General features: G+C 71.3%; 16 protein-coding genes, 3 tRNA genes and 1 pseudogene. 8 read left to right on the top strand and 12 right to left on the bottom strand.

The genetic code is table 11. The features are described 5' to 3' along the window. Positions 1–14: 14 nt before the first annotated feature. The 3 genes from ACOJV9_RS14330 (at position 15) to ACOJV9_RS14340 (ending at position 2718) form a co-directional block, all read left to right on the top strand. Positions 15–239 (top strand): CDGSH iron-sulfur domain-containing protein, encoded by a 225-nt coding sequence (locus ACOJV9_RS14330; protein WP_420185900.1) that lies wholly within the window; start codon positions 15–17, stop codon positions 237–239. Next, the gene (locus tag ACOJV9_RS14335) at positions 236–1225 is read left to right on the top strand and encodes an iron-containing redox enzyme family protein (RefSeq protein ID WP_420185901.1); all 990 of its coding nucleotides are present in this window, start codon (positions 236–238) and stop codon (positions 1223–1225) included. Before ACOJV9_RS14330 ends, ACOJV9_RS14335 begins: the two co-directional genes overlap by 4 nt. A 116-nt stretch (positions 1226–1341) precedes the next feature. Beyond that, positions 1342–2718: a GntP family permease gene (locus tag ACOJV9_RS14340; RefSeq protein ID WP_420185902.1), complete on the top strand. Its 1377-nt coding sequence runs from the start codon at positions 1342–1344 to the stop codon at positions 2716–2718. Between the two features lie 92 nt (positions 2719–2810). Here ACOJV9_RS14340 and ACOJV9_RS14345 read toward each other — a convergent pair. After that, positions 2811–3053: pseudogene (locus ACOJV9_RS14345) on the bottom strand (UDP-galactopyranose mutase); the annotation flags it as partial. Positions 3054–3260: 207 nt separating this feature from the next. Between ACOJV9_RS14345 and ACOJV9_RS14350 the strand changes: the two are divergent. Continuing rightward, on the top strand, positions 3261–3452 hold the full coding sequence (locus ACOJV9_RS14350; RefSeq protein ID WP_420185903.1) for a hypothetical protein: 192 nt from the start codon (positions 3261–3263) through the stop codon (positions 3450–3452). Here the strand turns inward: ACOJV9_RS14350 and ACOJV9_RS14355 are convergent. Further along, positions 3424–4320, bottom strand: coding sequence for a hypothetical protein (locus ACOJV9_RS14355; RefSeq protein ID WP_420185904.1), 897 nt, complete (start codon positions 4318–4320; stop codon positions 3424–3426). The genes ACOJV9_RS14350 and ACOJV9_RS14355 overlap by 29 nt on opposite strands. A gap of 90 nt (positions 4321–4410) precedes the next feature. On the opposite strand from ACOJV9_RS14355, the gene ACOJV9_RS14360 reads away from it, so the two are divergent. Beyond that, the gene (locus ACOJV9_RS14360; protein ID WP_420185905.1) at positions 4411–6321 is read left to right on the top strand and encodes a glycoside hydrolase family 2 TIM barrel-domain containing protein; all 1911 of its coding nucleotides are present in this window, start codon (positions 4411–4413) and stop codon (positions 6319–6321) included. Positions 6322–6347: 26 nt separating this feature from the next. On the opposite strand, the gene ACOJV9_RS14365 is transcribed toward ACOJV9_RS14360, so the two are convergent. The 4 genes from ACOJV9_RS14365 to ACOJV9_RS14380 all read right to left on the bottom strand — a co-directional run bounded on the left by ACOJV9_RS14365 (position 6348) and on the right by ACOJV9_RS14380 (position 9813). Beyond that, positions 6348–8324, bottom strand: a complete 1977-nt coding sequence (locus ACOJV9_RS14365) for a hypothetical protein (protein ID WP_420185906.1) — start codon at positions 8322–8324, stop codon at positions 6348–6350. 254 nt (positions 8325–8578) lie between these two features. Beyond that, positions 8579–8655 (bottom strand) — tRNA-Phe (locus ACOJV9_RS14370). Between the two features lie 228 nt (positions 8656–8883). After that, positions 8884–9249 (bottom strand): hypothetical protein, encoded by a 366-nt coding sequence (locus ACOJV9_RS14375; protein ID WP_420185907.1) that lies wholly within the window; start codon positions 9247–9249, stop codon positions 8884–8886. A gap of 276 nt (positions 9250–9525) precedes the next feature. After that, positions 9526–9813, bottom strand: a complete 288-nt coding sequence (locus ACOJV9_RS14380) for a hypothetical protein (protein WP_420185908.1) — start codon at positions 9811–9813, stop codon at positions 9526–9528. A 235-nt stretch (positions 9814–10048) separates the two neighbouring features. On the opposite strand from ACOJV9_RS14380, the gene ACOJV9_RS14385 reads away from it, so the two are divergent. Both ACOJV9_RS14385 and ACOJV9_RS14390 read left to right on the top strand, forming a co-directional pair. Further along, positions 10049–11080: an aldose epimerase family protein gene (locus ACOJV9_RS14385; protein ID WP_420185909.1), complete on the top strand. Its 1032-nt coding sequence runs from the start codon at positions 10049–10051 to the stop codon at positions 11078–11080. A 68-nt stretch (positions 11081–11148) separates the two neighbouring features. Further along, the gene (locus ACOJV9_RS14390) at positions 11149–12072 is read left to right on the top strand and encodes an NADP-dependent oxidoreductase (protein WP_420185910.1); all 924 of its coding nucleotides are present in this window, start codon (positions 11149–11151) and stop codon (positions 12070–12072) included. Between the two features lie 10 nt (positions 12073–12082). On the opposite strand, the gene ACOJV9_RS14395 is transcribed toward ACOJV9_RS14390, so the two are convergent. The 5 genes from ACOJV9_RS14395 to ACOJV9_RS14415 form a co-directional block, all read right to left on the bottom strand. Next, entirely contained in the window at positions 12083–12706 is a 624-nt protein-coding gene (locus ACOJV9_RS14395; RefSeq protein WP_420185911.1) for a LysE family transporter, read from the bottom strand. Between the two features lie 111 nt (positions 12707–12817). Further along, positions 12818–12894: transfer RNA gene (locus ACOJV9_RS14400), tRNA-Asp, on the bottom strand. 25 nt (positions 12895–12919) lie between these two features. Then, positions 12920–12992 (bottom strand) — tRNA-Glu (locus tag ACOJV9_RS14405). Between the two features lie 165 nt (positions 12993–13157). Beyond that, positions 13158–13532 (bottom strand): GntR family transcriptional regulator, encoded by a 375-nt coding sequence (locus ACOJV9_RS14410; RefSeq protein ID WP_420185912.1) that lies wholly within the window; start codon positions 13530–13532, stop codon positions 13158–13160. A 20-nt stretch (positions 13533–13552) separates the two neighbouring features. Then, positions 13553–14605: a PHP domain-containing protein gene (locus ACOJV9_RS14415; protein WP_420185913.1), complete on the bottom strand. Its 1053-nt coding sequence runs from the start codon at positions 14603–14605 to the stop codon at positions 13553–13555. Positions 14606–14699: 94 nt separating this feature from the next. Here ACOJV9_RS14415 and ACOJV9_RS14420 point away from each other — a divergent pair, with 94 nt between their 5' ends. Then, complete coding sequence (locus tag ACOJV9_RS14420) at positions 14700–15986, top strand: alpha-hydroxy-acid oxidizing protein (RefSeq protein WP_420186006.1); 1287 nt, start codon at positions 14700–14702, stop codon at positions 15984–15986. Here the strand turns inward: ACOJV9_RS14420 and ACOJV9_RS14425 are convergent. Further along, positions 15952–17214: a cysteine desulfurase-like protein gene (locus tag ACOJV9_RS14425; RefSeq protein WP_420185914.1), complete on the bottom strand. Its 1263-nt coding sequence runs from the start codon at positions 17212–17214 to the stop codon at positions 15952–15954. The genes ACOJV9_RS14420 and ACOJV9_RS14425 overlap by 35 nt on opposite strands. Between the last annotated feature and the right edge of the window lie 14 nt (positions 17215–17228).

A 17228-nucleotide genomic window follows, 5' to 3' on the forward strand; every position in this document is an offset into this window, starting at 1 on the left:
CCGGAGGAGGAACCATGACGAACGACCACGCTGCTCGGACCACGACACGGGTGAGGGTGACCGACGACGGACCAGTGCTGGTCGACGGGCCGGTGGAGGTGGTCATGGACGACGGCTCGACGGTACGCTCCGAGCGCCGGGTCGTGGCGCTGTGCACCTGCCGGAGAAGCCGGATCGCTCCGTTCTGCGACACCAGCCACCGCACCAAGGTGCGCGCCGACCGAGAGGTCACCGCATGACGGCTACCGACGTGCGGGTCCTCCGGTCACCCCGCCTCCCGACCGCCCGCGGACCCATCTCCCGAGCGGTGATCGACCACTGCTCGGGCCGTGCGCTGCCACTGCCTGCGGAGGTCTCCGTGGCCGACCCCTACGGCGAGGACCTCCAGCTCGCCCTGTACGTCTGCTACGAGCTGCACTACCGGGGCTTCGACGGTGTACCGGACGCCATGGAGTGGGACCTGCCCCTCCTCGGCCTGCGCCTCGAGCTCGAGGAGGTGTTCCTCGAGGCCCTGCACCGCGACGTCGCCGGTGGCACCGACGTGGACGCCGAGGTGACGGAGCTGCTGACCGAGACGGTGGGGGCCCGAGGCATCTCGCACCACCTGCTCCGGGACGGGACGCTGGAGCAGTTCCGCGAGTACGTCACCCACCGGTCGGCCTACCACCTCAAGGAGGCGGACCCGCAGCTGCTCGTGGTCTCACGGATGGCGGGACGCGTGAAGGCCGGCCTGCTCACGGTCCAGCACGACGAGTACGGCGCCGGCAGGGTCGAGGCGATGCACTCCGAGCTCTACGCGGCGATGATGCACGAGCTCGGGCTGGCCTCGACCTATGGTGACCATCTCGACCGGGTGAGCGGCTCGGTGCTCGCGGAGGTCAACCTCATGTCGCTGTGCGGGCTGCGGCGCGAGCTGCGGGCCGCCGCCGTGGGCCAGTTCGCGCTCATCGAGCTGACGTCGTCACCCGGGTCGGCGCGTCTCGTCCGCGCCGCCCGACGGCTGGGGTGCGGGCCGGCGACCGAGCGGTTCTACGCCGAGCACGTGGAGGCCGACGCGGTGCACGAGCAGATCCTGCGTCGCGAGGTGATCGCACCGATGCTCGCCGATGAGCCGGAGCTCGCCGAAGGCCTTGTCTTCGGCATCCAGGCGGGGCAGCTCCTCGGCAGCCGGTTCGCCGACGAGGTGCTGGACGCGTGGTCGTCGGGGCGGTCCAGCCTGCGGTGACAGCCGTCGTCCGCTCGGAGGCGCGCACCCGCTCGACGTCCTAGGGTGGTCGGGCCAGCCCGGACCAGCCCGACCCGCTCCGGACCTCCTCCCTCGGGTGAGGCTGTCCGCAACAGATGGGACACCACATGGAGATCCTGCACTCGGCCATCGCCATCCTCGGGGCGATCCTGCTCATCATCCGGTTCAAGGTCGACCCGGTCATCTCGCTGCTGCTGGCCTGCGTCTACCTCGGCCTCGCGACCGGTCTGGGCGCCGACGGCACCGTCGAGCAGATCACCGGCGGGTTCGGCGAGATCATGGCCGAGGTCGGGCTGCTCATCGGCTTCGGTGTCCTCATCGGGGCGCTCCTGCACTCGATGGGCACGTTCCGCGACCTGGTCGGCATCCTCGCCACCCGGGTCGGCAAGCGACTGCCCTACGCCATGGCCGGCACGCTCGCGACGATCTTCCCGTCCATCTACGTCGACGTGCAGGTGGTCCTCGCCGCACCCATGGCCAAGGAGTCCGCGCCTGCTGTCGACCGCCGGCTCGGGCTCCCGTGGCTCGCCGGTGCGTTGGGCGTCGGTATCTTCTCCGGCTACGTCTTCGTCGTCCCCGGGCTGGCGGCCGTCGCGGTGGCCGGGCTCATGGACGTGCCGCTGGGCACCTACCTCCTCTACGGTCTCCCGATCGGTCTCGCCACAGCCCTGATCACGACCTTCCTCTTCCGCCTGCTGCTCGGTCGCGGCTACTGGAAGCCGGAGTCCGACATCGACCCGGACGCCGTCATCGTCGACGACCGTCCGCACAGCGAGACCGAGGACGTGCCGCTCGCCGAGTCCGCCGCGCGCCTGCCGCTCGTCGTGCGGCTGCTGCCGATCCTCGTCCCGCTCGTGCTCATCGCCACCGGGGCGATCCTCCAGGTCGCGGACGCGTCCAACCCGGTGCTCGACTTCCTCGGTGACGCCAACATCGCCCTCTTCATCGGCCTGCTCATCGCGTTCGTCATGGTGCGCCGCTCGCTCGGTGCCGACGGCGTCGGCAAGGTGCTCACGGCCGGCTTCCACACCACCGGCGAGATCCTGCTCGTCACCGGGGTCGGTGGCTCGCTCGGCGCCGTCATCGCCGAGAGCGGCATGCAGGACACGCTCAAGGAGCTGTTCTCCGCCGACGAGAACGCCTCGGTGATCGTCAGCATCCTGCTGGCGTGGTTCATCGCCGCGGTGCTGCACTTCGCCATCGGCTCGGTCTCGGTCGGCGCGATCACGGCCGCCGGCATCATCTCGCCCGTCGTCGGCTCGCTCGGCGTCGACCCGGTGGTCATCGCCCTGGCGATCGCCTCGGGTGCGATGTTCGCGCTGCACGTGAACAGCAACTTCTTCTGGATGTTCAGCACCCTGCTGGACCTCTCCACCAAGGGCACGCTGAAGACGCTGACGATGACGACCTCGCTGGGAGCGCTCGTGTCGCTCCCACTCGTCATCGTGGCCAGCCTCGTCGCGGCCCTGTAGCCGCGTCGAGCCCGCACGCGGGTGCAGGCGCACCGGGTGCCGGCGCCCCGCCCGGTCGGCACAGCGGCTCAGCGGCTCAGCGGCTGAGCTGCTCAACAGCTCAGGCGCGGTCCAATGTGGTTGTCCACGAGCGACATCGCGGAGGCGATCGCCATGTGCATGTCGAGGTACTGGTACGTCCCGAGGCGGCCACCGAACCAGACGTCCGGCTCCGCGGCCGCCAGCTCCCGGTAGCGGTGGAGCCGGTCACGGTCCGAGTGGCTGTTGACGGGGTAGTACGGCTCGTCCCGCAGCTCGGCCGCCCGTGAGTACTCCCGGACCAGGAAGGTCGACTCGAACGCCCCGACCACGGGGATGCGACCAGGACCGCGATGCTCGGTTTTGTGTGGACATCCGACCCCCCGCCGGCCGCCGCCTCAGCGTCCTCTGCCGGTGTTGATGGCTGTCTGTCCGATCCACGGACCCCTCCCTACCCACAGATGGGGCAGGGCAAGCAGGATCGTGGGGGTTTGGCGGTGGACCCAGTGGGGCATAGGGGTTCGGTGACCCAGCCCAGCTCCGGATTCCGCCTGACCCCCCTTCCGCACTACACCCGCACCACCCCGGGAGGAAGCAGGGTGACCTGCGGTGGGTGCTGCCTGCCGCTGCCCCTCGGGTGCCTCGTGGGAGTCGTCGCCCTCGGCGCGCCGGCGGTGCTCGGTCTCGTCAGGCGCCGGGTGCTCCACGGCGCGTGAGCCCGTCCCGCGGACGGGAGGGCAGGTGTCGCAGCAGCAGCCAGAGCGGGACGGTGCCGACGACCGCCAGCAGCGCGAAGGGCGGGATGACCGAGAGCGACACCACGGTGGAGGCCGGGTCGGCCCGGACGCCGAACCACTGGTCGACGGCGATGCTCACACTCTCGATCACCCACAGGCCGAGGACCGCCCCGATGACGACGGCGCCACGTGCCTCTCGACGACGCAGCCAGTGCGCGCCGACCGCCGCGAGGGGCAGCCAGATGCCGAGGTCCTGCACGTAGATGGCGTTGGTCTGGACTCCGGTGCCCTCGAGCAGGGGAGTGGGGAAGGCTCGCAGGGACGGGATGACGACGGCGAGCCAGGCGAGGGCGTTCAGCGCCGCGACCACCCACACGTAGGTCGCGATGCCCCTCACCGGGGCCCGCTTCGCGACCTGCCGCCCGACCCGCCGGGTCTCGGGGGCCGGGAGAAGGTAGCCGGTCGCCCAGAGGGCGGTGCCGAGGAGCGCGACGTAGAGGAGGAAGGCCGCGTTGAACGGCGTGAGGAAGAGGAAGAGGACGGCGTTGTAGATGACGTGGAGCAGCGCGCCCGCCCAGAGGACCAGCGCCTCCCGCGAACCCTGCCGGGCCCACCACACCGAGCCGAGGAGAACCGGCACCGCCAGCCCGCCCAGCACGAGCGCGGTGCCCCGTGCAGAGCCCTGCATCGCCTCGGGCCCGTGCAACAGGCCGGGGTCGACGAACGTCCACAGCGCCGCGACGAGGGCAAGCACGGACGTCGCCCATGCGAGCCGGGTCGCGGTCCGGAGGGCGGCGCTGGTGATGCTGGCTGGCTGGTTCGTGGTCCTCAGGCTCTGGATGGTCACACTTCACCCTGTCGCCGGCGACCGCCCACGGACAGGGAACATGGTCCCGCCGGAGTGCAGACGGAGGGGCTGCTCATCCATGATGGGGTGATGGCTTCCACGGCTGACGCACCGCGAGACCGGGCGACCCCCGCGACGACCTCCTGGGGCCGGCCGGGGCCGGGGGAGCACTTCCGTCCCCAGCTCACCCGCCCCGACTGGGTCGACCTGTGCGGGACGTGGGACTTCGCCTTCGACGACGAGTCCGTCGGCATGACGCAGCAGTGGCAGCGTCGCGAGGACGTCTTCGACCGCCGCATCGAGGTGCCGTTCCCGTTCGAGTCGTCGGCCAGCGGCATCGGTGACACCGACTACCACCCGGTCGTCTGGTACCGGCGGACGATGAGCGTCGTGCCGCAACCGGGCCGACGGGTGCTGCTGCACTTCGGGGCGGTCGACTACCGCGCCCACGTCTGGGTCAACGGGCACGCGGTGACCTACCACGAAGGTGGCCACACCCCCTTCGCCACCGACATCACGTCCATCCTCGACCCCTCCGGGGAGCAGGTGCTCGTCGTCCGGGCCGCCGACGACCCGCACGACCTCCGCCAGCCGCGGGGCAAGCAGGACTGGCAGCCGGAACCGCACGCGATCTGGTACGACCGGACATCCGGCATATGGCAGCCCGTCTGGCTGGAGGAGGTGCCCGAGACGAGGATCCGCGACCTCGGCTGGGTCCCCCGGGTCGACGAGCGGGGCATCGACCTCACCGTGCGACTGCGCACCGACCGCCCTGCTCGGCGACATCTCACCCTGCGGGTCGTCCTGCGTCAGGCGGACCGGGTGCTCGCCGACGACACCTACGCCGTCCAGTCGGAGGAGACGCAGCGTCGCATCACCATCAGCGAGAGCGACATGAGCATCGGTCACTCGGACCTGCTGTGGTCACCCGAGAACCCGAGCCTCATCGACGCGACGGTGACGCTGCTCGAGGACGGGGAGGTGGTGGACGAGGTCGGCAGCTACACCGCGCTCCGTGACATCGGCTCCTCGCGGGACCGGTTGCTGCTCAACGGCCGCCCCTACTTCCTCCGGCTGGTCCTCGCGCAGAACTTCTGGCCCGAGACGCACCTTGCGGCGCCGGACGCTGAGGCCCTGCGCAGGGAGGTCCAGCTCATCAAGGACCTCGGCTTCAACGGCGTCCGGCTGCACCAGAAGGTGGAGGACCCGCGGTTCCTCGAGTGGTGCGACCGGCTCGGGGTGCTGGTGTGGGCCGAGATGCCCGCGGCCTACGAGTACTCCGGTCAGACCGTCGCGCGGGTCACGCGTGAGTGGATCGAGGTGCTCGAGCGCGACGCGAGCCACCCGTGCATCATCGCCTGGGTGCCGGTGAACGAGAGCTGGGGCGTGCCCGCGCTCCAGCGTTCCGGGGCGCAGCAGGACTTCGTGCGGTCGATGTACCACCTGACCAAGGCGCTCGACCCCGAGCGACTCGTCATCGGCAACGACGGCTGGGAGCAGCCGGTCACAGACGTCGTCACGGTGCACGACTACACCGCCCAGGGGCACACGCTGCGAGAGCGCTACGGCACGCGGGCCGCCCTCGCCGAGACGGTGGAGCACACCCAGCCGCTGTACCGCGCCATCCTCCTCCCCGGCACCTCCGGCAAGGAGGTGCCGGTCGTCATCAGCGAGTTCGGCGGGATCACGTTCGACCTGGAGCGTCGAGAGGGGTGGTTCGGCTACGGCGCCGTGAGCACGCCTGAGGAGCTGCTCCGCGGCTACGCGGACCTCGTGGAGGCGCTGCTGTCCAGCTCCGTCCTCGCGGGCTTCTGCTGGACCCAGCTCACCGACACCCAGCAGGAGCGCAACGGCCTCCTCACGTCCGCGCGCACCCCGAAGGTGCCACTCGACCAGATCCGGGCGATCACGACCCGGCTCTCGGCCGCGGTGGCCGGCGACGCCGTCAGCGAGTTCGCCTACGGCGACTACGTGCCGGCAGAGCCGCCCTCGGACGACTAGCGCGCCGCGCCGCCCGCCGCCGAGTTTCAGCCGGCGTCTCGGGTGAAGACCACCATGCCGTCGTCGGCTCGCCCTCGGCTGAGGCCGGAGCAGGTGTCAAGCACGTCGGCGATGAGCTCTTCGGCGATGACGGACCGGACGTCGGACTCCTCGATGGCCCGACACTGCATGCTGCGGAAGGTGACGTTCCCCGGGTCCGTGGCGTCCAGCGACCACGGGCGACGGGGCAGCATCTCCTCGGGAACGGCGAGCACCGACGAGTTCGGCAGGCCGGTCTTCAGCGAGGCGACGTTGCCCGAGGTGAAGAACAGTCCGACCGGCTGGCGCAGGGTGCCCGCAAGGTCCTTGATCTCGCGGGCCTTCTCCTGGTTGACGACCGGCTGACGCACCCAGGCGGTGCTGCGGAAGACGCCGGCGGGTGCGAACTCACCGGTGAGGCGCTTGTAGGTCAGCTCGGGTGACGGCGCCTTGATCACCGTCGTGGCGAACACGGCGGCCGGAAGGCAGGCCAGGAGGAGGGGGTAGGCCAGCCGAGGTGTGGGTCGGCGACCGTCGAGCGTGGCCACCGCCGCGACGAGCAGCCAGACCGCGATGACGCTGGCAGGGATGAGGAAGAACTGGAGCTGTCCGAGGCTGCTCGACCGGCCCACGTAGTACGGGAACATCAGCAGGCCCCAGCACCCGAAGTAGAACCCGCCTGCAGCCGCAACGGCTGTCGCGGCGCTGCCGCGCCAGAGCACGGGGAAGGCACTGGCGACACCGGCCACCAGCACGAACAGCACGAGAACGTAGTTGCCGTACGGCGGCATCGGCAGCTGCGCGAACCCCCCGGCGAACTCGAGGCTGAAGGCGACGAGGTACTCGGGACGGAACGGCCCCCCGGTGACCCATACCAGGGCGACGTAGCCCACGGCGAAGCCGACCCATCCCGCACAGGCGAGTCCGAAGGCACGCCAGCCCGCTCGCATCGCGATGACGACGAGGACGGCCGCGACGGTCGCGGGAACCCCTGACTCGAAGTTGTTGAGTGCGGCCGCACCGGCGATGGCGCCCACCGCCACCCACCGGCGTCCCGACCGAGGACGCGCCACCGCCAACAGCAGCACGACGGCCAGCAGGACGGGCAGCAGCGAACGCTCCGGGATGGTCTGGAACAGCCGCTGCAGCCCGGCGGGCAGGAGACCCTCCGGCTGGCTGGGCTTCATCAGCAGGACGGGAACCACCAGCAGGGGAGCGAGCGCCCGCTTCCCCGGCGGCAGCATGAGGGCTGCGGCCACGACCAGGGCGACGACGGTGACGATGCTGAGCAGCGAGACCCAGGCCATGATCGACCACTCGACGTGGTCCGCCACCAGCGGCCGGAAAGGCGCCAAGGGCAGACCGAGCAGGCCGCCGTACTGGGGGACGTAGTCGGACAGGGGCAGGTTCCCGGCGACCGGGCCGAGCAGCTCGTCGATGTTGCGGGCGGCGTGCATGGCGTCGTACAGCCCGCGGGGGGTCTGCACGAGGCTCGGGAGGTAGAGGCCACCGCCCACGGCGAGCGCGACCGGCCACAGGAAGCGCACTGCGTCCTTCGACGCCGGGAGCAGGGCGAGGACGAGGACCGGCACGAGCAGGACGCCCAGGGCGAGGTTGAGCGGACCCAGACCGAACGCCGCGTCGACCCACGCAGCAGAGGCCGCCACCCCGGCGGTGCCCACCACGGTCAGTGCCACCACGGGCCAGCTCTCCAGCAGGCGCGCGGACGCTGCCCTGACGCGGGCCAGCGAGAGGGTGAAGGCGAGCCCTCCGGCTGCGAGCACGGCCACGACCCACACGAGCTTGTCGCGCACCTCGAACAGCGGGTCGACCTCCAGAGGCCGACGCGGGTCTGCGTGCCCGGTGGCCTTGAGGTTGGCCCACAGCGTCAGCACGGCGACGGCGGCAACGGTGATGAAGGCGGCCCCGACGGTGGCGAGCAGCACCGTGCGTGCCAGCGCGGGGCGCGCGCCGCCTGCTGTCACCGACGACGTGGCAGGGGTGGCGCGAGTCGCGTCCCGGCGCTCCCGTGACGGAGCATCCGTGTCGCGAGGCGCCGGCGTGACAGCCGGTTCGGCGATGTTCCTGATGTCCCGTCCCCCAACGGTCGGTCCGGCGTGACGTTGGTCAGGATACGGGACTCGGTCAGGTGGGCCTCGGAGGCGGCCCGGCGCGGCCCGTCAGGTGGCTGGACGCTGCGGGGCGAAGAACGTCCGGATCGGACGGTCCACGAGGGAGATGGTGGCCAGGGACGGGGTCGAACCGTCGACCTTCCGATTTTCAGTCGGACGCTCGTACCAACTGAGCTACCTGGCCTAGGGGTGTTGCACATGCGTCCGCGACCGGTCTGACCTGCGGTTTCACCCCAGGTAGGCCTGTCGCGGCGCGACCATCATAACTCATGGTCGAAGCTCTTCCTGACGCCGATTCGTCTCCGGTCGTGCAGGTTCCGACGGGGAGGTCGGCAGGCCTCTGCCGTGACTGAAGCCATGCCCGAAACGCCGGGCACATCACGGCAGAGGCGTCCGCCTGCGGGGCAGGCGGTCAGCCCTCGAACAGTCGGGGACAGCGCTGGAAAGCGGGGAAGTTCGGATCCGCCTCGATCAGCTGGAGATAGAGGGGGCCCGCGGGTGTCTGATCGACGACGACGTAGATCCCCGTGCCGACGACCTTCGACGCCGGGTGGCCGAAGTCGAAGTCGACCAGGAGGCCGGGCCCAGCGCTTCCGGTGTGAGGAACGGTGCCACGGACGAAGCCAGTGGCGGAGAGGGGCTTGGCGAAGTTGTCCGCGCTGCTGCCGCCCGTGATTCCGGGTGGAGCGAGTTCGCCTTGACCGGAACACCACTGGCCGACGATCTCGTGGACGGTTGCCGACGCCGGGGCGGCCGGCAGCAGCGTGGCGGCTCCCACGAGCGCCACCCCTGCGACAAGTTGTGCCGATCTTCTGGTCATGCGAAACCCCTTTGAGAGACGTGCCTACCTGATGTGGACCAACGGCCCAAGAGAGATGACCGGCCGCCGGTAGTGCGACGGCGCGGCCACCTCGACGTGACCCGGACGAACGACCGTTCGTTTGCAGACAACTCCTCACGAAGGTCCCTGTCCATGACGCGTTCTTGCCATCGCCAGTCGGCAAAAGAGGTCATCACCTCAGTCGCGGCTCAGGAAGAACGCAGTGTCCGAATGTCAGTTGCCTCGGCACAAGCCCAACGTGCCCGGTGCGCCCTTGGGCAGGCCGTAGAACTTCCACGAGTCCGCGGCGGTCTGGACCTGCGAGTCGACCTGTCCTTCTGCGGGGTCCATGTCGTTGAGCCCGCTGGCTGCGCAGGCTGACTGCGCGTGGTCGAGCGCCCCGGTGGTGTTCGTGCTGCCGATGGTCCCGGGTGGTCCCTTGATCTCGCCAGCCTCGGCGGTACTGACGGAGATGGTGAACCCAGCCATGGTGCAGAACAGCACTGCGAGTGATCGCTTCACAACTCTTCCTTCCTTCGGGGGCGCCAGGCGCGGCACCGTCTCTCATCGTGATCCCGTTGCGGCGCCAGCCCCATGACGTAGACGAGTCACCCGTCATGGGCCGCTCAGGCTGGTCCGCGCGGGCACAACCGTGACGACGCGGTCTGGTCGTACCCTGCAGAGGTCCTCAGGGCCCTCGGGCTCGTACGGTGGGTCGAGGACGGCACCGCGCGAGAACACGTCACAAGGAGAGCTCATGGACCGGCAGTTCGGCACGATGCCCGGCGGGGAGCCGGTCTCGGCCTTCACCCTCAGCAGCGACACGGGTCTCCAGCTCACCGTGCTCGACCTGGGCGCCACGGTGCAGAGCATCCGGGTGCCCACCGGCGCAGGGACGTCCGAGGAGGTGGTGCTCGGCTTCGACGACGCCGCCGGCTACACCTCGCCGGACAACCCCTACCTCGGTGCAAGCGTGGGGCGCTACGCGAACCGCATCGCCGAGGCGTCGTTCGAGCTCGACGGGCAGACGTATGCCGTGTCCGCCAACGAGGGTCCGACCTCTCTCCACGGCGGCGTCGAGGGCTTCCACGCCCGGGTGTGGGCCGTCGTGGACTCCGGCTCGGACAGGCTCACGCTGCAGCTCGTCAGCGTGGACGGCGACCAGGGCTTCCCCGGCACGCTGACGGCGACGGCCACCTACGCGGTCGACGGTGACGCCGTCACGATCGACTACGAGGCCACCTGCGACGCCCCCACGGTCGTCAGCCTCACCAACCATGCGTACTTCGCGCTGGGCGGTTCGGACGGGGGCGGCGCCGACGCGCACGTGCTCACGGTCCACGCGGACGAGTACCTCCCCGTCACCCCTGCGTCGACGCCCGAGGGCCGCACCGAGCCGGTGTCGGGCACGCCCTTCGACCTCACGACGCCGACTGCCCTGGGACCGCGGGTCCGGTCCGCCCATCCCCAGGTCGCGCGGGTGGTGGGCATCGACCACACCTTCGTCCTGCGCGGCACCGGCGTGCGACCGGCCGCCCGGCTCGAGCACCCCGGCACCGGTCGCGCCCTCGAGGTCGAGACCGACCAGCCGACGATTCAGGTCTACACCGGCAACCGGCTCGACGGGTCTCTCGCCGGACACGAGGGCCGGCTCCTGCGTCAGGGCGACGGCATCTGCCTCGAGACCCAGCGGCACCCGGACGCTCCCAACCAGCCGAGCTTCCCGTCGGCGGTGCTGCGACCCGGGCAGACGTACCGCTCCCACACCCGCTGGACCTTCTCGGCCTGACGCCTGCACCGTCGCGCTGGTTCCGTCCGCGCGGAATGCGCACGACGTCTCGCCACGTTGGCCCGACCATGCGCGCCATCACCTACAGCCAGTACGGCACCCCCGACACCCTCTCCCTCACCGACGTTCCCGACCCCCGGGTCGGGCCCGGTGAGGTCCTCATCCGGGTCCGGAGTGCCTCCGTCAACCCGGTCGACTGGAAGGTCGCCGCGGGCTACCTCGACCCCCTGATGCAGGTGGACTTCCCGGCGATCCCGGGCTGGGACGTCGCGGGCGTCGTCGAGGCCGTCGGCCTGGACACCCCGGAGTACGCCGTCGGTGACGAGGTGATCGCCTACGCCCGCAAGGACTGGGTCCAGCACGGCACCTTCGCCGAGCTCGTCGCGGCCCCCGTGCGCACCGTCGCCCGCAAGCCGCAGAGCCTGGACTGGAACCAGGCCGCAGGGCTCCCGCTCGCCGGCCTCACGGCATACCAGCTCCTCACGCGGCTCGGCACGAAGGTGGGGGACACCGTCCTCGTCCACGCCGCCGCCGGCGGTGTGGGCATCCTCGCCGTCCAGATCGCGAAGGCGCTCGGCGCCCGGGTCATCGGCACGGCCTCCGAGGCCAACCACGAGTTCCTTCGTGGTTTCGGTGCCGAGCCGGTGTCGTATGCCGACGGGCTGGCCGAGCGCGTGCGTGACCTCGCGCCCGAGGGTGTCGACGTCGTCGTCGACTTCGTCGGTGGCGTGCTGGAGACGACGCAGGCGGTGCTCAAGGAGGGTGGACGGCACGGTTCGATCACCGACGGCACCGTCGCGGAGGCCGGCGGCATCTCCGCGTGGGTGCGGCCGAGCTCGGACGACCTGCAGGCGCTCGCCGACCTCGCCGACGCCGGGAGGCTCACCGTCCCCGTGGCCGAGGTCTTCCCGCTGGAGGACGTCGCCAAGGCGTTCGAGCTGAGCCAGGGCGGGCACGTGCGCGGCAAGATCGCCATCGAGGTCAGCCGCTGACCCCGATCGGTCAGTGCACCGTCGCGAGCAGCACCCCGACGCCGACGAAGAGGCCGCCGAAGGTCCTGTTGAGGGTGCGCTGACCGCGCGGCGTGCTCGTGACCCGGCGCAGCCCCTGCGCCGCCGTGGCGAAGAAGGCCCACATGACGACGACGTCGATGACGACGGTCGTGGCGGCCAGCACCGCGTACTGCGGCAGCAGCGGCCGGTCCGGCCGGATGAACTGCGGGATGAAGGCGAGGAAGAAGACCAGCGCCTTCGGGTTGGTGAGGTTGACGAGGACACCGCGGCGGAACATCGCCCACGGCGTCCTCGTGCCGGTCAGGTGATCCCCCTCGTCGTCGCTCGGTGCTCGAGCGCGCCACTGGCGGACGCCGAGGACGACCAGGTAGGCGGCGCCGCCGTAGCGGACGGCGGTGAACAGGGCGGGTGAGCCGGCAACGACGACGCCCACGCCGGCGGCGACGACGACGATGTGGGTCACCAGGGCGACCTGCTGGCCGAGGATGCCCCAGATCGAGCGGGTCCACCCCACGCCGAGCGCGTTGGCCATGGTGTTGATGGCGCCCGCGCCCGGGGTGAACGAGATGAGCACGGCGGTCACCACGAGGGACGCCCAGACCGACCACGACATGGAGGCAGGCTATGGCCTCGCACTCATGCCTCCATGACCGGCCGGTTCGATGCCACCGCACGTCCGGACATGACGAGAGGCCCACACCTGGTGGTGTGGGCCTCTCCGTGCTGGCGACCCCGACGGGACTCGAACCCGCGACCTCCGCCGTGACAGGGCGGCGCGCTAACCAACTGCGCTACGGGGCCTTGCGGTTGCAAGACCGTTACTGCGTATCCCCAACGGGATTCGAACCCGTGCTACCGCCGTGAAAGGGCGGGGTCCTGGGCCGCTAGACGATGGGGACCCGTCTTCCGACAGGAACCCACGTCGCGCAGCGCGCAGCGCTCGGATCCGTCGTGGACTCGGAAAGCATAGGGGACGATCGCGCCCATTCCAAAACGAGCCCGTCCGTGCGTGCAGCGTCATTCCGTATGCCGGCCCACGCAGAGCGTGGGACCCGCGCGGCCCCTCAGCCGCGCGCCTGCCGAAGGGCCGCGCGCACGAGGTCGATGGCCGCGGACTCGCTGAGCCCGGCCCGCGCCGCGCTGGCGGCGTAGGCGGTCGCGCTGCGGTGGAGGGCCGTGTCCGTCGCATGTCCGCCGGAGGCGACGACCGTCCCGGCGCGACGGCGGGTCGTCACCAGGCCCTCGGCCTCGAGCTCCTTGTAGGCCCGCGCCACCGTGTTCACGGCGAGGCCGAGGTCGCCCGCGAGCGCCCGCACCGTGGGCAGGCGGTCGCCCTCGCCCAGGTCGCCGCGCCCGATGAGCCCGGCCAGCTGCGCCCGGACCTGCTCGTACGGCGGCTCCCCGGAGGCGGCGTCGACGGTCAGCCCGAGGTCGGTCATGACCCCAGTGTGGCCCTCCCTCAGGCGGGGTTGGCCCAGGCGTGGACGCGGTCGGCATCCCACGTCGTGACGATGCGGTCCCAGGGGACGCCGAGCCGCTCGGCCCGCTCGCAGCCATAGGCCTTCATGTCGAGCTGGCCCGGCGCGTGGGCGTCCGAGTCGACCGAGAACAGGCACCCGATCTCGAGCGCCAGCTCGACGAGCTCGTCGGGCGGGTCGCACCGCTCGGGCCGGGAGTTGATCTCGACGGCGGTGCCACCCTCGAGGCAGGCCTCGAAGACGGCTCGGGCGTCGAAGTCCGACTGCGGACGCTTCCCGCGGGATCCCTCGACCAGCCGTCCCGTGCAGTGGCCGAGGACGTTGACGCGCGGGTTGAGCACGGCGGCCACCATGCGTCTGGTCATCGGACCGGAGTTCATCCGCAGCTTGCTGTGCACCGAGGCCGTGACGAGGTCGAGCTGGTCGAGCATCGCGTCGGTCTGGTCGAGGGAGCCGTCGTCGAGGATGTCCACCTCGATGCCCTTGAACAGCCGGAACGCCTCTCCCACACCACGGTTGATCGCGTCGACGATCCCGATCTGCTGGGTCAGCCGCTCCGCCGTCAGCCCGTTGGCGATCCGCAGCTGCGGCGAGTGGTCGGTGAGGACCATCCAGCGGTGGCCGAGCTCGATGCCGGTGAGCACCATCTCGTCGATGGGCGACCCGCCGTCGGACCAGTCGGAGTGCAGGTGGCAGTCGCCCTGCAGCGCGGCATACAGGTCCTCGCCTCCCGCCACGAGCGGACCGCTGCTCTTCTCCTGCAACGACGCGAGGTATGCCGGCAGCTCACCTCTCACCGACTCCTCCACCACCGCGGACGTCGACTTCCCGATGCCGGGAAGGTCCTTGAGCGTCCCGGCGCGGGCCCGCTGCTCGACCTCGTCGTCGTCGATGCCCTTGAGCGCCCTGGCGGCCTTGCGGAACGCCTCGACGCGGTAGGTGCCGGCGCGGGTCCGCTCCAGGAGGAACGCGATGCGTCGCAGGGCGTCGACGGGGTCGACCGGGGCCTCGAGCGGCGGGAGGAGCGCAACCATGGGGCTCAGTCTCGCCCACTGCCCCGGCGCTCGCCGCTAGCGTGGCGGGGTGACAGAGCAGAACCTGCCCGCGCCGGTGGCCGGCCCGGGGCGCATGCGCCAGAGCGCGATCTACCGGCGGGGCACCCTCGGCCAGGCGCCGCGCGTCCCGACGACCCCGCAGCAGCTCGAGGACCGTGCCCGCGAGGTGATGAGTGACCGGGCCTGGGCCTACGTCGCCGGGGGAGCCGGCGCCGGCGCCACCGTGCGCGCCAACCGGGCCGCGTTCGACCGGTGGCAGATCGTACCGCGCGTCCTGCACGGACACGTGAGCCGTGACCTTCGGACCGAGGTGCTGGGCACGTCGATGGCGGCGCCGGTGATGCTCGCTCCTGTGGGAGCGGCCGAGCTCGTCGCCCGCGACTCCGACCTCGCCATCGCAAGCGGCGCTGCCGCGGCAGGGACGCCCTACATCGTGTCGACACAGGGCTGCTCGCCGATGGAGGAGACGGCGACAGCCATGGGTGACGTGCCGTGGTGGTACCAGCTCTACTGGTCCACCGACGAGCCCCTGGTCGACTCGCTTCTCGGTCGGGCCGAGGCCGCAGGGGCGCGGGCGCTCGTCGTCACGTTGGACACGACGATGCTCGGCTGGCGCACCGCCGACCTCGACCTCGGGTCGTTGCCGTTCACCCAGGGCATGGGCATCGCGCAGTACACCTCCGACCCCCGCTTCATGGAGATCGTCCGGCAGCGGGTGGCCGCGGCGGGTGAGGGTCCTTCACCCCTGGCCGGGACCGCGGGCGCCGCCAGGGTCCGAGCCGCCGCCGGCGGGGCACGGACGCTGCTCAACCAGTCACGCCGCCACCCCGGTGGCACGAGGGAGAACCTGCGCTCACCCGTGCCGCGGGCCGCCGTCGAGACCTTCCTCGACATCTACTCCAACCCGGGCCTGTCCTGGAAGCACATCGAGACGCTGCGGGAGCGCACCACCCTGCCCGTGCTGCTCAAGGGCGTCCTCCACCCGGACGACGCGGCGAGGGCGCTGGACGTCGGAGTCGACGGCATCATCGTGTCGAACCACGGCGGGCGGCAGGTCGACCGCTCGATCGCCTCGCTCGACGCGCTCGTGGCGATCCGTGAGCGCGTGGGCCGCGAGCCGGTCGTCCTGCTGGACAGCGGGATCCGCACGGGCGCCGACGTCTTCGTGGCCCTCGCCCTCGGTGCTGACGCGACCCTGCTCGGCCGACCCCATGTCTACGGGCTGGCGCTCGACGGCGCCGACGGGGTGCGCGCCGTCATCGACGACGTCATCGCCGAGCTCGACCTCACGATGGGGCTGACCGGCGCGGCGACCGTCGGCGACATCACCCGCGACGCCTTCCTCCTGCCTCGCCCCTGAGCCGGCCCTCCTCGACGATCTCGGCGAGGGCGGAGAGCAGGCGCTCGACGTCGTCCATGTCGGTGTAGGGCGCCAGACCGACGCGCACGCCGCCCTCGTCCCCGAGGCCGAGGTGGCGCGACGCCTCGATCGCGTAGAAGTGTGAGGCCGGTGCGTTGACCCCCCGCTCCGCCAGAGCCCGTCGCACGTCCTGCGCCGGACGACGGTCCACGGTGAAGAGCAGGGTGGGGGTGCGCTTGCGCGCGTTGGAGTGGACCCGCACCCCGGGCAGCGAGCGCAGGCCGGACTCGAGCCGGTCGAGGAGGCGGTGCTCGTGCTCCTCGAGCGCCTCGAAGCTCGCGAGGATCCGCTCGCGCCGGGACCCGGTGGCGGCCGGGTCGAGGGACGCCAGCACGTCGACCGCCGCCGTCACCCCGGCGAGCAGCTCGTAGGGCAGGGTCCCGAACTCGAAGCGCTCCGGCACCGCGTCGGAGGACGGCAGCAGCTTGTCGATCCGCACCGTCTCGAGGAGCTCGGGAGACGCAGCCAGCACGCCGATGTGCGGGCCGAGGAACTTGTAGGGCGAGCAGGTCCAGAAGTCGACCCCGAGCGAGTCGAGGTCGACCGAGGCGTGCGCCGTCGCGTGCACACCGTCGACCCAGTGCAGGGCGCCGACCTCGTGCACCGCCCGGGCGATCTTGCAGACCGGCGGCTTGGTGCCGATGAGGTTCGAGGCCCCGGTGGTGGCGACCAGCCGGGTGCGCTCGCTCAGCAGCGACGTCACGGCGTCGGAGTGCATCTCGCCGGTGTCCGCCTCGAAGTCGGCCCACCGGACGACCGCGCCCACCGCCTCCGCCGCCTGGACCCACGGCCGGATGTTGGAGTCGTGGTCGAGCCGGGTCACGACGATCTCGTCTCCGGGCGCCCAGGTCTTCGCCAGGGCCCGGGCGAAGTCGTAGGTCAGCGCCGTCGCGCTGCGGCCGAAGACGACGCCGCGGGGGTCGGCGCCGAGCAGGTCGGCGACGGCCTGGCGGGCGTCGCGCACGACCCCCTCGGCCCGGCGCTCGCTGGCCGTGACGTCGCCGCGGTTCGAGATCGCCGACACGAGGGTCGCGTGGACCGCGTCGGCCACCGGCGACGGTGTCTGGCTGCCGCCCGGCCCGTCGAAGAAGGCGGCGGGCGAGGACCCGTCGCTCCCTTCGGCCAGTGAGGGGAAGAGCGCACGGATCGCTGCCACGTCGTAGGTCACGACGACCAACGTAC

Source organism: Knoellia terrae (assembly GCF_048606435.1).
GTDB lineage: Bacteria > Actinomycetota > Actinomycetes > Actinomycetales > Dermatophilaceae > Knoellia > Knoellia terrae.